Here is a 15,069-nt window from a genome sequence, read left to right on the forward strand (position 1 = left end):
GCATCATGATGAAAGCAACCGGCATCGTTCGAAGAATTGATGATTTAGGAAGAGTAGTTATTCCAAAGGAAATCCGAAGAACGCTTCGAATTCGGGAAGGAGATCCGCTGGAAATATTTACAGATCGAGATGGAGAAGTGATTTTGAAAAAGTACTCCCCGATATCTGAGTTGGGGCAGTTTGCCAAAGAGTATGCGGAGACGCTTTATGAAACACTTGGAACACCGGCACTTATTAGCGACCGCGACGAAATGATTGCGGTATCTGGCCTATCGAAAAAGGATTACCTAAACCGGCAATTATCGCCTAGTGCAGAAGAGATTATTGCCAATCGAAAAATAGTAACAGAAAAACTTGAAAAATCTGTTGAGTGGGTACCTGGTCAAATTGAGCAGATAAAGTCTTACTGCATAGCGCCAATTATCTCGGGCGGAGATATGATTGGAGCAGTTTATTTACTATCCAAAGTTCACTTTATCGGGGAACCTGAACAAAAGGCAGCAGAAACAGCCGCCCATTTTTTAGCAAAACAAATGGAACAATAAAAAACAGCCGACAAGAACCTAGAAGTAATGGTTCATGCCGGCTGTTTTATTTTACTAATGGACAGTAAGGACATTGTTCAGTATTTGGTAATTCTTTATATAAGCAACAAGTCGTCCGTTTATAGTTGGCCATGGCGTCTAGCGCTTCTTGACTTTTTATAAATTGCTTAAACGGAGATCGACGCATAGCGGGCTTCCATGTTTCATCCGCCAATAATACAGCTAAGTCATACTGGGCTGACGGCGAATTTTCCTTCAGTAGCATCGAATACATCCATAAGACATAGCCCCATATATTTTCCCATAGTATCAACTTTGAAATCTTCGCGTGCTTACTAAAATAGGTAACGACGGGATGGCCGTACTTTTCTAAAATGAAGCGTATATCCGATCCTTGATTTTGCACGATTCTAAATCCATCGGATGGAATTGAAAATAATATCGTATCATTATTCGTGAATAATGAAATACCTTCCAATTCACCAGTCCAAATCAGATTATGTTCGCTCATTACATGCAGTTGAGCAGCGATGAAGAAACCATACCTTCTCAAATAAATAGATGCGGCCACTGCATTTGTAGGAGCTTCAGTTATGCCGTGGATTATCTCAAACAGTAACCGGCTCCCCGAATCGGATAACACATCAACAGCCGATGAAAATTTGTCTTCTTGTGCGTCTACATAGACATTGAACCGTTCAAGGTCATTTAGTTGTTTCACAGTTAACTTAAGCACCTGTATTCTTCCTCAGCTCGGGTATGATGCATCGACCGCGACCATAAGGAACGCAGTGCGGTGTACCGAAGAGTGGGTCAGTCGAAACTTGGCACTCCATCCCGAAGACAGCACGCACTAAATCACAATTAATAATGTCTTCGGGTTTTCCTTGTGCGTACACACCGCCATCTTTTATGGCAACGATATTATGCGCATATCGAGACGCTAAATTTAAATCGTGCAATACCATGACAATTGTTCGGTTCTTTTGTTCGTTTAACTCAAACAGCAAATCTAAGATTTCTATTTGGTGAGTCATGTCTAGATAAGTTGTTGGTTCATCAAGCAAGATGACGTCGGTATCTTGAGCAAGTGTCATCGCAATCCATGCGCGCTGACGTTGGCCGCCCGATAACGTGTCAAGTGCTTGTTCGCGGAGCTCACTAATGCGCGTCGCGGCCATAGCGGCTTCGGTTTTTTTCGTATCTTCTTCTGTCCATCTTGTAAGCCATGATTGGTGTGGATAACGTCCTTGTTTCACAAGGTCATGGACAGTAAGCCCTTCTGGTGACACCGGACCCTGCGGAAGAATCCCCATCTTTTTTGCGACATTACGAGAGGACATCGAGTGTATATCCTTCCCTTCAAGTAAAACAGAGCCATCTACAGGTTTCAAAAGTCGGGCGATTGAACGGAGCAGTGTCGATTTACCGCACCCATTACTACCGACGAAGACAGTAATTTCGCCCTGCGGAATCGACAAATTCAAATTTTCGAAGAGCAGATGATCTTGATAACCGATTGATAGATTATCAGTTTTTATTGAAGTGTGCATAGGAATGCCTCCATATCTATAGTGAATCTAAACGAATTTTATACTCAATTAATAATAAGCATATCATATTCTCACTCAATTGAGAATGATAATCATTATTTTTGAATTAACCTTTACAAAGCTACCCAGAAAAGTTTACACTACTAATTGATAATGATTATCACCTATATTAACTAGAGGAGTGTTTGATATGAAGCCGACATTGAAATCTTTATTTATCTTAGCGCTAGCAGCAGTGCTTTTAGTCGCTTGTTCTTCAAATAAAGAAGAGAGTAAAACATCAACGAATCTGAATGCAGAAGAAAGTGTAACAATCACGGATATTAACGGTGAAGTGACGCTTGATAAACCTGCAATAAAAGTTGTTGCGCTTGAATGGACATATGTTGAAGATTTATTGGCGGTTGGTATTCAACCTGTCGGGGTTGCAGACATCGAGGAGTATCACAACTGGGTGAATATCGATGCCAAACTAAACGATGATGTAACAGATGTCGGGGGACGTCAAGAGCCGAACTTGGAAGCGATTGCCGCGCTTGAACCAGATTTGATAATCGGCGTAAAATTCCGTCATGAAGGCATGCTTAAAGAGTTAGAAGGAATCGCACCGACAGTTATTTTCAATCCATATCCAGAGGATGAAAGTGTTGACCATTACCAAGAGATGATTGATACATTTAATGAAATTGCAAAAGCGGTAGGTAAAACGGATGAAGCCAATAAAGTACTCGCTGACCTTAACGCAAAATATGAAGAAGCAAAAGAGAAAATCGAAAACACAGATTTGAAAACGAAAGATATTGTATTGACGAATGCATATACCGGTCCTCAGGCACCAGAAATTTGCGTGTTGACACCGAACTCAATGGCTTCGCAAATCGTTGAAAAAATCGGCTTGAAAAACGTCCATGTACCCGATCAATATGAAATGTTCGGATCCAGCACGTTTAATGTTGAAGGATTAACAAAATACGAAGATGCGAACTATTTATACACTGTTCAAGACGAAGATAATATTTATGAAAACCAACTAAAAGAGAATGCCGTTTGGAAAAACTTGAATTTCGTAAAAGAAGATCGCTTATTTAATCTCGGTGGAGATACTTGGCTATACGGCGGGCCTCTTTCAGCTGAAACATTATTGAATAAAATTGTGGATGCAATGGTAACAAAATAATGGTCAAAACAGCAGGAGGAAAAAGATCCTTTTATATTATGGTTGTCGGTTTTTTTCTGTTGACCCTGCTTTCATTTATTCACTTAACGCAAGGGCAAGCAGATTACACGGTTTCGCAATTGGTTAAAGAAGTATGGATAGAAGGGCGCGTGCAAGACATAGTCCTTTCTTTACGCCTCCCGCGCTTAGTCATTGGGATATTGGCGGGCGGCGCTCTAGCGGTCGCGGGTGCCGTCTTACAGACGTTGACGAATAATCCGTTAGCATCCGCTAGTACGCTTGGCATAAATGCGGGCGCGTATTTCTTCGTGGTAATTTCTATGATCTTTTTTCCCACAGTTCTTGGGAATTTTCCGTTCATTGTCGCATTAGCGGGTGCTGTATTATCCTCAGTTCTTGTTGTGCTACTCGCAGGAAAACAGATGGAACCGGTACGCGTAGCACTGACGGGAATGATTATTTCGTTATTGTTTGCATCATTAACCGGATCGTTGCAATTATTATTTGAGAACCAAACAAACGGATTATTTTTATGGGGCTCGGGGACGCTTGTCCAGTTGAATTGGGACGGCGTGTCATTTGCGGGACCGATTATCGGGATATTTTTCATCATAGCGTTAATTTTATCCAAACCTATGGACACGTTATCGCTAGGTGAGGATATCGCATCGTCACTCGGTCAAAATGTCCGCTTCGTTAAGTTGTTGGCATGGGCTGTCGCAATTGTCCTTGCAGCTGCAACGGTAAGTGTTGTCGGTCCAATTGGTTTTGTTGGTTTAATGGCACCTCATATCGTTCGGATGCTTGGCGTTCGCGGCCACTTTCAAATTTTCCTGCAATCATTTTTGTGGGGAAGTGTCATGTTGATTGGGGCGGAGGTGTTAGGACGCTTAATTCAACCCGGGCAAGAAGTTCCGGTCGGAGCGATGACTGCTTTGATTGGCGGACCTTGGTTATTGTACTTGGCGTGGAAAACTGCGAAAACGCATAGCCGGGGGGATCGTCAAATGGGCGGAACGCTAAAGCCCGTGAGACTTCCTATTGTTGTAACTGTTGTTGTTGTACTTCTTATTGTTGTGATGTCATTCGCTTTATCATTTAACGGTGCCGCTTGGACATTTGAATGGTTGAAACCTGTCATTTGGAATTATCGGGTTCCGCGAGTGTTAACGGCGTTTATCATTGGCGTTATGCTTGCAGTTGCAGGTGTTTTATTGCAAGGGGTCTTACGGAATCCGTTGGCAGATGCCAGTATCTTAGGGGTGACATCGATGGGCGGCGCGGGCGCAATGATGCTTCTTGTGTTATTTCCTGCACTTCCGGTTCAATACATGCCACTTGGCGCAGTCCTCGGTGCGACCATAGCTTTAGGGATCATTTTGGGGACTTCTTGGAAGAATAATTTTCAACCGATGCTCGTTGCATTAATGGGGATTGCAATTTCTGCATTCGGATCGGCTGCGACACAAGTGTTTGTCGTGAAAGCAAAACTTGCTGTTGCGGCTGCACTCGTTTGGCTATCAGGAAGCACCTATGCAAAAGGTTGGGACGATGTTCAACTCGCAGTATTGTTATTTACATTGTTCATAGGACCTGCAATTTATTTGACGCGTAGCTTAGACACATTGACTTTTGGGGATGATGTCGCATCAGGACTGGGATTATCCGTAAAAACAACCCGTGTTTGGGCGTTGGTTATTGGCGTTGCAATAAGTACAGCGGCCGTTTCTATTGTAGGAACTATTGGTTTTGTGGGGCTTGTTGCACCGCATATCGCACGTCGACTAGTTGGATTTCGTCATCTGCCACTTATAATTGTTTCTGGATTATTAGGGGGATTGCTGCTCGTTACTGCAGATTTCGTCGGGCGAATTGTTATTGCGCCGAAAGATATTCCGAGTGGTTTGATTGTTGCGCTAATCGGTACGCCGTACTTGCTTTATTTGCTCCGTAAAATGAAATGAAAAGAGAGCTGCATAATTATATGCGCTCTCTTTTCATTTGTATAAAATTCGTGCTTACATCGCTGTTAATCCCTGGTACCTATTTAACAAAGTATCCAACTCTTGGCTGCATCTGATGACGCTAGGATGAGTAAAGCCAAGATTTTCTGCTTTCATATACATATCTCTTTGTTTCAATTTAATTCTGCCTAAAAGTATTTTTTTTCTCATAGCTCCTCTTTCCTCCATATAATTATTATGCATTTCTCATTAAATTAATAGTAGTTTTTTGACACACACAATTTCCATCATATAATAGCTTTATTGAAAAAAATGTCGAAGCATGTACAAAATATAAATTGTAACAAATTTGTCATAATTGTTAGGAGTAAAGGTATAATTTAAAGTGAAAACCGAGTGAAAATCGAACTAATAATGATTTTCCCGTTTCCTAAAAATATAAACCTATAAAATTATATAATTTCGTGAAATCTTTATTTCACCTCTTCGCTTTAGGAATTTCTCTCCAATTTCGGATGATGATATACTATATGCATTACATAGGAAAGAGGCGCGATGCATGTCTTCAACAACCTGGAATATGAAAACGTTCATGAAAGGCGCATCGATTCTTACGGTATCTGCAATCATCGTCAAGTTGCTCGGTGCTGTTTACAGGGTACCGTTTCAAAACCTTGTCGGTGATAAAGGGTTTTACATTTACCAGCAAGTATATCCATTTATCGGGATTTTTATCGTCTGGACATCATACGGATTTTCGGTGGCCGTGTCTAAACTACTTGCCGAAAGTAAAAATTACGGCCAATCAAGAGCGAAGATGCGGATTGCATTTACTTATTTACTATTTTTATCGATATCATTTTTTATACTATTAACTGTATTCGCTCCGTTCTTCGCCCGTTCAATGGGCGACCCACAACTCGTATCTCTTCTTCGTGCAGGCGCTTATATCGTTCTCTTAATGCCGGCTTTGGCGGTTCTTAAAGGATCGTTTCAATCGGAAGGCCGGATGGTGCCTGTTGCTGTATCTGGAGTCGGTGAGCAGGCATTCCGTGTCGTCGTGATACTTTTGGGCACATGGATTGCCGTACGCGCAGGGGCTTCCTTATATACAGCGGGTGAAATCGCCATGTGGGGTGCAGTTGTCGGAGAATTCGCTGGGGTCGTCATTCTTGCGCTTTATTTCCAAAGAACATTCAAAGGCCCTTTAGAAAAAGTTGACACTTGGCCAGTCATCAAGGAATTAACCATAATCAGTTTGAGCGTCAGCGCAAGTTCACTAATTTTGCTGTTATTTCAGCTTGTCGATTCGTTTACAGTTTTTCAAATCTTGTTATCGAATGGTTTCTTGGAAGAGACAGCTATGGAGACCAAAGGGGTTTATGATCGTGGACAACCTCTCGTGCAAATGGGGATTTTGATAGCATCGACCCTGTCACTAGCGATTGTACCCCTCATCGCACACCACACGACGAAAAATAAGGGGAAAGGGGCGTTGCCGTTTATCCGGCTCACTTTCCGAACGGCTTTTTTATTTGGTTGGGCAGCCACAGCGGGGTTAGCACTTGTCCTTCCATTTGTGAATGAAATGCTATTTGAGACTCGTACAGGGTCCGTTGCGTTGATCATTTTTGCTGTTCAAATTTTTTGGCTTTCCCTCATTCTGCCGTTGACTGCGATGCTTCAAGGTACGGGGAAAGTTAAAGTGCCCGCTCTCCTTCTAATCGGTGGGCTTATTGTGAAAGTGATATCCAACCTCATTCTCGTTCCACTTTACGATATTAACGGGGCGGCGATTGCTGGAAATATCGGTTTTGCATTAATTACACTAGGACTTGTTCTTTATTTTAAAAAAGTCTGGCCAATCCGAATTGCTCCTGTTCGTTTCTATGGCTGGGTCATCGTCGCAACTGTGCTCATGATAGTGGTTGTGTTACCCTGGATGATACTGGCAGATTCGTATATATTTGATGGATTACCAAGTCGGCTTAGCTCAACGATTATTGCGCTCACATCTGTTGGGTCTGGCGCAGCTGTTTTCCTCCTAGTGGTTATGAAATCACGTATAATGGATGAGAGAGAATGGTATCTTCTGCCGTTTGGAAAACGTTTAGCTACATTGCAATTACGACTAACTAAAAGAAAAGGTGAATAACATGCACCCATTAACAATAATCGGCCTCGGCGCCGGTGATCTTGATCAATTATCTTTAGGAACCTATCGAAAATTAAAGAAAGCAAATTTTATCATCGCGCGGACTGATCAACATCCTGCTGTAACGGAATTGAAAGCTGATGGAATTGAGATATTTAGTTTTGATAATGTTTATGAAAAGCATGACTCTTTTCAACTTGTCTACGAAGAAATTGTTGAAAAACTACTTCAGTTATGTATAGAGCACCCAGTGACCTATGTGGTACCGGGACATCCGCTTGTAGCGGAAAAAACCATCCAACTACTTGTGGAGAAAGAACGACAAGGCATAGTCAAACTTGATATTGCAGGAGGAAACAGCTTTCTAGATCCAATTTTCGCAGCCCTTCGGATTGACCCAATCGAAGGCTTTCAACTTTTGGACGGCACGGATATGAAACGTGATGAGGTGAACATGTCGCAACATATTCTCATTGGGCAAGTGTATGATGCATTCATCGCGTCAGAAGTTAAATTGTCACTTATGGAAAAATACGACTATGAACACCTGATAACAATTGTCACAGCAGCAGGTTCTGTTAATGAAAAACTGAGAACCGTGCCATTATTTGAATTGGATCGGGTAACTGAAATCGACAATTTAACCACGGTTTATGTACCACCTGTAGCCGAAATGGAAAAAAGGTTGAAAGAATGGTCGACATTTAGGGAGATTATAGCCAAGCTCCGTGCGCCTGATGGGTGCCCATGGGACCGTGAACAAACCCATGAATCGTTAAAAAAGTTTTTAATTGAAGAAGCGCATGAACTTCTAGAAGCGATTAACGAGGAAGATGATGAAGCTGTTATTGAAGAACTTGGAGATGTTTTACTACAAGTCTTTCTTCATGCGCAAATCGGAGAAGATGACGGCTATTTTGCAATGGAAGATGTCCTTCAAGCAATCGGCTCGAAAATGATTCGCCGCCATCCCCATGTTTTTGGAGATGAACGTGTTGTAAACTCCGAGGAAGTGCTTCAAAACTGGCAGGAAATTAAAAAACGAGAGAAACCCCAGCCGGAATCATTGTTAGACAATCAAAAAAGCTATTCTTCATCGTTGTTAACGTCGATGAATTACCAAAAAGAAGCCGCAAAAGTCGGATTTGATTGGCCGGATATAAACGGTGCATTCGACAAATTTGAAGAAGAATGGCAAGAGTTCCGGATGGAGATAAAAAACGGAACGAAAAGTAGCCAAACCGATGAGCTTGGCGACGTTCTCTTCACGCTCGTTAATCTTGCAAGGTTCTTAAAATTATCACCGGAGGAAGCAATGATCCATGCAAATCAAAAATTTAAAACACGGTTCAACTTTGTAGAAAAAAGTGTGCGAAACGATAAAGGTAATTTTCTGGACTACACATTAGATGAACTCGAGTCATTTTGGCAATTAGCAAAAGAGGAGGGAAAAAATTCATGAGAATAGATAAATTTCTAAAGGTTTCTCGGTTAATAAGACGAAGAACGTTGGCGAAACAAGTAGCCGATCAAGGGAGAATAGAAATTAATGGACAAGTCGCGAAAGCTTCATCAACTGTGAAAGAAGGCGATGAAGTAGCCATTCGTTTCGGGCAAAAAATAGTCACGGTACAAGTTAATATGATTAAAAACACGACGAAAAAAGACGAAGCTGAATCGATGTACAGTTTGTTAGAGGAAAAGGTTGTTGAGTAAATTGAGGAACTTTAAAATTATGGGAATGATTATATCGGTGTTAATCATTGTTTCTATGATTGTTGTAACGATAAAAACAAATTTCATCGCTAAAGATTCTTCAAAGGAGATGGAAGAGTACCCAAGCGGATTAATAGAGGATCTTCCCGACGGTGTTGTGGATGAAAATATAAATACCGAATCAGGCCTTGAAAAGAATGAGCAAGCGCCGGACTTCAAACTAACGACTTTAACCGGAGAAACGGTAAGTTTGTCCGATTATAAAGGAAAGACAGTGATCCTTAACTTTTGGGCATCCTGGTGTCCGCCTTGCAGGGTTGAAATGCCGTATATGGAGAATTACTACGGTGAAAATAAAGATTCAGGAAATGTAGAAATACTTGCTATTAATATGACGAAAACGGAAAGAGGCGGAGGCGATAAAGTAGAAAAAGTTGAAGGGTTTGTCGACGACCTCAACCTTACATTTCCAGTCCTATTGGATGAGGACGGTGAAGTGATGAAGTTATATCAGGTGATGGCCTATCCGACAACGTATATGATAAATCCAGAAGGAATCATCACCGAAGTAGTTATTAGTTCATTGGATGAGGAATTAATAACGGAACTTGTGAACAATAGTCAATAACAAATTGAATAAGTCGTCTGTAGATTGACATGTTTTTTTATCCCCCTGCATAAGATGGCTGTGAACGTACAAGCAGAGGGGGAAGCATATGCATATTCAAACAGACAGTCCAACGTATACAATTCCATCAGGTGATCACGTCGTCACAATGCGCAATCGAAAAAGAATGGACTTAACCTCGGTAAAATCCATCGACCGTTTCGACCATGAAGAATTTCTCGTTCGAACATCTCAAGGGCTCCTGCAAATACGCGGGGAGGAGTTGCGCATTGTACACCTTGACGTCGACAAAGGCCTTCTTACGTTGGAGGGGACAGTTAGCCTTATTCAATACGACGAAGAAGAATCAGAATCGCGGAATTTCCTCCATAAATTATTTGGATGAGTTTATCCGTACAGTTTCTTAGCCTCCTGGCAATGATTGGAACGGGCATTGTGGCGGCGGGATTCATTGATATGATTGGGACTGGTACGGCGCACGCTGGGAAAAAGTCTATTATACGAAGGCGTGCAGCTGTACTTGAAGTGATTGGTTGGATAATTGTTGGTTGTGGGTCATTCTATATTTTATATATCGTCCGGGACGGTGAGTGGCGTATTTACGATCCATTTGCCCAAGTGAGCGGGTTACTTTTGTATACAAGTTTTTTTCATAAACCATTTCGTTTTTTCGGTAGAATCCTATTCGTTTTATTGATAAAACCTTTATGGGTTATAGGCCGCGGCATAGTAAGGATTATTGGTCGAATCATTTATCTTTTTATAAGGATTATTGACTTTCTAATTAACCCTTTTATTTCAATATTCCATAGAATTCATAGAAAACTCTTTAAAAGTAAAGAGAAATGATATATAATCTATGGACTATCGGAATGGGTTCTATTTAGAAAGGAAGTGCTGGGCATGGTACAAAAACAAAACAGAAAGTCTCCTGCTACAATCGCGTCCATTAATAAGGAATATGTCCAATCCCTTCAACAAAAAGTTGATCGGAAGAAAGCACGTAAGGTCCGTTTGTATCGTAGATTAACAGTTTTCGCGGTTGTTGCCCTTTTAATGCTCGGTTATTTTACGCACTCGTTCTTTGAACAAAGAAAAGTTTTGGCGTTAAAAGAACAGGAAAAAACTGAAATGCTTGCCGCGTTAAAAGAAAAAGAAGACGAACAGGAAATGCTGATGAATCAACTTGCAAAACTAGAAGACGATGAGTACATCGCCAAATTAGCAAGGCAGGAATATTTCCTATCGGATGACAATGAAATTATTTTTTCAATGCCAAATAAAAAAGTTGAAGATAAAAAGAAAACAGATGAAAAAGAGTAGTCTTATTGACACTCTTTTTTTTATTGGTTATAGTAGAAGGTAGTATATTGTTTATTTTCAGGACTTGTGAATATGGTTGGAAGGCTTTTTACGAAGCCCGCTTAAATCTTAAGGAGGAGCATTTTTTTTATGTCAATTGAAGTAGATAGCAAGTTACAGGGTAAGGTAACGGGGATTACAAATTTTGGAGCGTTCGTTGAACTACCGAACGGTTCAACAGGCCTTGTTCACATTAGTGAAGTCGCAGACAGCTATGTTAAGGACATTAATGAACATTTTAAAGTCGGCGATATGGTTGAAGTGAAAGTGATGAATGTTGGAGCAGATGGTAAAATTGGATTGTCGATTAGACGAGCAAAACCAGAATCTGAACGTCCACAACGTCCGCAACGCCCACGCCAAGGTGGAGGGGGACGTCCAGGTGGAGGACGCCCAAGTGCTGTTCGTCCGGAAAATTTCGAGCAGAAAATGGCACGTTTCATGAAAGATAGTGAAGAACGTCTTTCTACTTTGAAGCGTGCAACAGAATCTAAACGTGGCGGTCGAGGTGCAAGAAGAGGGTAACTTGCTAGCTGTTTTACAATAAGAAAAATGATTCATATATGTAAGTGGCTGTTAGATTCTATCTGATACGCCACTTTTTGTTATCATTAGAATGAAAACAACGCGGCTTCCATTTGCTTATGGAAGTCGCGTTTTAGGTTTTTGTGATATGTTTTTGGATTGAAACTTTAGTGTTTTTCCGGCAGATCTATTTTCAATAAAAGCCTTGAAAATATGCCTCAGTGTCAAAATTCATTTTGACGAGTTACTCTAGGTTGAAACTATGACCGCAAAGTGCGCGTTCAAGTTTCTTTTCCGGCAGATCTATTTTCAATAAAAGCCTTGAAAATATGCCTTAGTGTCAAAATTCATTTTGACGAGTTACTCTAGGTTGAAACTATGACCGCAAAGTGCGCGTTCAAGTTTCTTATCCGGCAGAACTATTTTCGATAGGTGCCTCGAAAATATGCCTCGAGATCAAAACTTTGTTTTGATGAGTGCTTCTGGGATGAAATTATGAAACGCTTTGCGTTTCAAATTTCTTTAATGACCCCTACGGGATTCGAACCCGTGATACCGCCGTGAAAGGGCGGTGTCTTAACCGCTTGACCAAGGGGCCTTGGTGGAATAGTGAATAGCGTGTCTTTTTATAGGAAGACACGTGTGGAAAGGTCTTTCCGGCAGAACTATTTTCGACAGATGCCTCGAAAATATGCCCCAATCATCAAAATTTCGTTTTGATGAAATCTATAGGGAAGAAAAATCAGGCTAAGTTCGCCTGTTTTTCTTTAATGGCGGCGGAGGGAGTCGAACCCACGACCTTACGGGTATGAACCGGACGCTCTAGCCAGCTGAGCTACGCCGCCATTTTTTCACAACATCTTGTATCTTACTTGTCCAAGTGAAAAATGTCAAGACTCGGTGGAAAAGAAAAATAGTTCGGAAAGAGTCGAAAAGTTTATTAACTTTGATACCACGAACAGACAAATTATTTTCCGCTCCCTATGTATACTCAAACATACGTCGGCATAGGGGGAATGGAAAATGAAGTTAACGGGGAATATTGAAAGACCGATTACCCAAACGGTGAGGATGAATATCGGGGAAATCAAGAAAAAGAAAACGCATATCATGATGGCAACTTTGTTTTTACTTGGGTCGTTTTTCTTGGCACAAGCAGTGTTGTTCGATGCCGCGGTACCATTTTTCTTGCCTGTTTGGGCATTGGCGGCTGCGCGCTTTCGTAAATATTTGATCTGGGTCTTTATCGGAGGGATGGCGGGGAGTGCTTTTCTAGGGGTTGGACAAGCGTTTATCCATTTGTTCCAACTTATTCTTTTCACCACGGTTATTCGGCATCGGATTTCTCAGAAGTCTATACAAATAACTGTTGCCCTTTGTATTCTAATGGTTCAGTTCGGCTGGCAGTTAATTATGTATGCCGGTAAAATACCGTTAGATATTCAGTTGTTGATTGGCTATGAAGTGATCCTTGCCTTATTTATGACATTCTTTTTATTTGTTGCATTTCCGCCTGAGAATCGTATCTTTTTTGGACAATGGTCGAATGAGCGGTTAGGTGCTGCAGTTGTAATTGGAGCTATGGCGCTGACTGGGATGAAAGGTGTGGCATTTGGATATATATCAGTTGCTGGCGTTCTTATTCATTTAACGATTCTTTTAGCTGCTTCTACAGGTGGTCTTTTATTTTCAACGACGGTGGCGATGATTATTGCTGCGATTATCGGAATCGCGGAGTTATCATTCGCCGGAATGATTGCAGTATATGGTATGACTGGATTTTTTGCGGGTGCGATGAAGCGGTTTGGCAAGCTTGGGATTGCTGTTGGCGGTGGAGTCGTTTCCCTCTTTTTCTTTTTGTACGACTTGACCTTGCCAATTGATAGCACCCACTTCTATACAATTGGTTTGGCAACTGTTATCTTTTTGTTAATTCCAAAGAAAAAAACGCAACCACTGAAAAAAATACTGTTCCCGGAAGTGATTGATAACTCAAAGAAAAGGCAGGAGTGGGTTTCTGAACGACTTGATGAACAGCTGAATGATTTTCAACAGTTTGCAGAGTTTATGTCATCGTTAGTTGAAGAACGGGAGTTGGGGCATGGCAATCCGGAAAATGTAGCGCTGAAAACCCCAACAGTTTGCAACTCTTGTTTTCGCTATGCGAAATGCTGGGAAAGTGAAGATGATGATATGGCGCGGCTGATTAATGAATGGGAAGCATCCTATTCATTAACAAAAAAATCGGCACGACACCGGGTTGAAGAAAAAATTAAGTATAAATGCATACGCTTTACTGGGCTCACTGTTGAACTGGAAGAAACGTCAGCCAATCGTTTGTTAAGCGGACAACTGCAACACGGGAGAAAAATGCTTGCGCTTCAATTAAGAGATTTAAGTACCCATCTTGATAAATTGATGAAAGAGATTAAAGGTGATTTATCTGTTCATATTACAGCGGAGGAGGAACTGGGGAAACAATTGGATCGGCAAGGAATTGAACATTTTCAAATAGATGTTTTGTCGGAAGAGCGGGGGGCGCGCAAAATTGTTTGCAGTCTTCCAGAGACAAAGTCTGATTTCGAAACCGACACCATGGTTGCGGAACGATTAATACTACCAATTCTAGAAGACTTATACGAAGAACCTTTTCAAGTTCAAAAATCTGTCGTAAAGCATGAACCGTTTACGCATATTCGCGTCACGCTTACATCAGCGGTCCGCTATTTGTTTGAGTATGGGATTGTTGCGACATCCGGTGAGAAGTCATTTCGTGCGGGAGATGCCTATGAGGTATTTCAAATTCATGAAGGGTTAACGGCCGTTCTATTATCCGATGGTATGGGGCAGGATATAAACGCCTATCGGGAAAGTCGTAAAGTAATCCGTTTGATGAGGGAATGTCTTAATCGTAAAATGGATCCTGAAACTGCCATGCACACACTCCATTATATGATGTCCTTAAATGGGTTGGATGATATGTATGCAACCATCGATCTTGCTTTGATTGATTTGCAGGAAGGCAAGTTGTGGGCATGGAAAGCGGGTTCTATGAGTACTTATATTAAACGAGGGAATGAATATTTTAGAATTGACAGTATGTCTGTCCCGGTTGGTTTTCTTCCATCATTTTCCGTCAAAGCTAAACAAGTAAAACTAAAGGCGGGCGATATGTTAGTGATGATGACCGATGGAATGTTTCAAGGAGATGTATCACTCGAGTTACAAGAAAAAGCACTTTACGGTATACTTGGGAAATACGGAAATATGCATTGCGAAGACGTGGCGAATCGAGTCGTCAATGAATTAGAAAGGCGGTTTCGAGCTGTTGAAGACGATCGAACGGTACTGGTTATGAAAATCGATCACGTTCTTCCGGAATGGTCGAGTTTTACCCCCTATTCGCAGGTTGCTGCTCGATAAAAGCTGAAGGTAGGTGGCTTG

15 protein-coding genes and 2 tRNA genes are annotated in these 15,069 nt (G+C 41.4%); 12 read left to right on the top strand and 5 right to left on the bottom strand.

The window, feature by feature from the left end; all coding sequences use genetic code 11:
* Nucleotides 1–8 precede the first annotated feature (8 nt).
* A complete protein-coding gene (spoVT, locus tag J4G36_RS17880) occupies nt 9–545 on the top strand; it encodes a stage V sporulation protein T (RefSeq protein ID WP_210471810.1) in 537 nt (178 codons plus the stop codon).
* A 46-nt stretch (nt 546–591) separates the two neighbouring features.
* Here spoVT and J4G36_RS17885 read toward each other — a convergent pair whose 3' ends face one another.
* Together J4G36_RS17885 and J4G36_RS17890 are read right to left on the bottom strand one after the other, a co-directional pair.
* Nucleotides 592–1,281, bottom strand: coding sequence for a hypothetical protein (locus tag J4G36_RS17885; protein WP_210471784.1), 690 nt, complete (start codon nt 1,279–1,281; stop codon nt 592–594).
* A complete protein-coding gene (locus J4G36_RS17890; protein ID WP_210471785.1) occupies nt 1,274–2,098 on the bottom strand; it encodes an ABC transporter ATP-binding protein in 825 nt (274 codons plus the stop codon). The genes J4G36_RS17885 and J4G36_RS17890 overlap by 8 nt, the downstream gene beginning before the upstream one ends.
* 190 nt (nt 2,099–2,288) lie before the next feature.
* Between J4G36_RS17890 and J4G36_RS17895 the strand changes: the two genes are divergently transcribed.
* Nucleotides 2,289–3,275 (top strand): ABC transporter substrate-binding protein, encoded by a 987-nt coding sequence (locus J4G36_RS17895; RefSeq protein ID WP_210471786.1) that lies wholly within the window; start codon nt 2,289–2,291, stop codon nt 3,273–3,275.
* Complete coding sequence (locus J4G36_RS17900) at nt 3,275–5,239, top strand: iron ABC transporter permease (RefSeq protein WP_210471787.1); 1,965 nt, start codon at nt 3,275–3,277, stop codon at nt 5,237–5,239. Before J4G36_RS17895 ends, J4G36_RS17900 begins: the two co-directional genes overlap by 1 nt.
* A gap of 54 nt (nt 5,240–5,293) precedes the next feature.
* On the opposite strand, the gene J4G36_RS17905 is transcribed toward J4G36_RS17900, so the two are convergent.
* The gene (locus J4G36_RS17905; RefSeq protein WP_368668808.1) at nt 5,294–5,482 is read right to left on the bottom strand and encodes a Spo0E family sporulation regulatory protein-aspartic acid phosphatase; all 189 of its coding nucleotides are present in this window, start codon (nt 5,480–5,482) and stop codon (nt 5,294–5,296) included.
* 337 nt (nt 5,483–5,819) lie between these two features.
* Here J4G36_RS17905 and J4G36_RS17910 point away from each other — a divergent pair, with 337 nt between their 5' ends.
* From J4G36_RS17910 to J4G36_RS17945, 8 genes are all read left to right on the top strand, one after another.
* A complete protein-coding gene (locus J4G36_RS17910; RefSeq protein ID WP_246880715.1) occupies nt 5,820–7,394 on the top strand; it encodes a putative polysaccharide biosynthesis protein in 1,575 nt (524 codons plus the stop codon).
* Nucleotide 7,395: 1 nt separating this feature from the next.
* Nucleotides 7,396–8,856 (top strand): bifunctional methyltransferase/pyrophosphohydrolase YabN, encoded by a 1,461-nt coding sequence (gene yabN / locus J4G36_RS17915; RefSeq protein ID WP_210471790.1) that lies wholly within the window; start codon nt 7,396–7,398, stop codon nt 8,854–8,856.
* The gene (locus J4G36_RS17920) at nt 8,853–9,110 is read left to right on the top strand and encodes an RNA-binding S4 domain-containing protein (RefSeq protein ID WP_210471791.1); all 258 of its coding nucleotides are present in this window, start codon (nt 8,853–8,855) and stop codon (nt 9,108–9,110) included. The genes yabN and J4G36_RS17920 overlap by 4 nt, the downstream gene beginning before the upstream one ends.
* A 19-nt stretch (nt 9,111–9,129) precedes the next feature.
* Nucleotides 9,130–9,738, top strand: coding sequence for a peroxiredoxin family protein (locus J4G36_RS17925; RefSeq protein WP_210471792.1), 609 nt, complete (start codon nt 9,130–9,132; stop codon nt 9,736–9,738).
* Nucleotides 9,739–9,826: 88 nt separating this feature from the next.
* Nucleotides 9,827–10,123, top strand: coding sequence for a sporulation protein YabP (yabP, locus tag J4G36_RS17930; RefSeq protein WP_210471793.1), 297 nt, complete (start codon nt 9,827–9,829; stop codon nt 10,121–10,123).
* Entirely contained in the window at nt 10,120–10,587 is a 468-nt protein-coding gene (gene yabQ, locus J4G36_RS17935) for a spore cortex biosynthesis protein YabQ (protein WP_210471794.1), read from the top strand. Before yabP ends, yabQ begins: the two co-directional genes overlap by 4 nt.
* Nucleotides 10,588–10,641: 54 nt before the next feature.
* Entirely contained in the window at nt 10,642–11,061 is a 420-nt protein-coding gene (locus J4G36_RS17940; protein WP_210471795.1) for an FtsB family cell division protein, read from the top strand.
* Nucleotides 11,062–11,190: 129 nt separating this feature from the next.
* Nucleotides 11,191–11,625 carry a S1 domain-containing RNA-binding protein gene (locus tag J4G36_RS17945; RefSeq protein ID WP_210471796.1) on the top strand — a complete coding sequence of 145 codons (435 nt, stop codon included), beginning with the start codon at nt 11,191–11,193 and terminating at the stop codon, nt 11,623–11,625.
* A 526-nt stretch (nt 11,626–12,151) separates the two neighbouring features.
* Here J4G36_RS17945 and J4G36_RS17950 read toward each other — a convergent pair.
* Nucleotides 12,152–12,223 (bottom strand) — tRNA-Glu (locus J4G36_RS17950).
* 173 nt (nt 12,224–12,396) lie between these two features.
* Nucleotides 12,397–12,470, bottom strand: a tRNA-Met gene (locus J4G36_RS17955).
* Between the two features lie 178 nt (nt 12,471–12,648).
* Here J4G36_RS17955 and J4G36_RS17960 point away from each other — a divergent pair.
* Nucleotides 12,649–15,048: a SpoIIE family protein phosphatase gene (locus J4G36_RS17960; RefSeq protein ID WP_210471797.1), complete on the top strand. Its 2,400-nt coding sequence runs from the start codon at nt 12,649–12,651 to the stop codon at nt 15,046–15,048.
* Nucleotides 15,049–15,069: the final 21 nt, after the last annotated feature.

The organism is Sporosarcina sp. 6E9, from assembly GCF_017921835.1.
Classification (GTDB): domain Bacteria; phylum Bacillota; class Bacilli; order Bacillales_A; family Planococcaceae; genus Sporosarcina.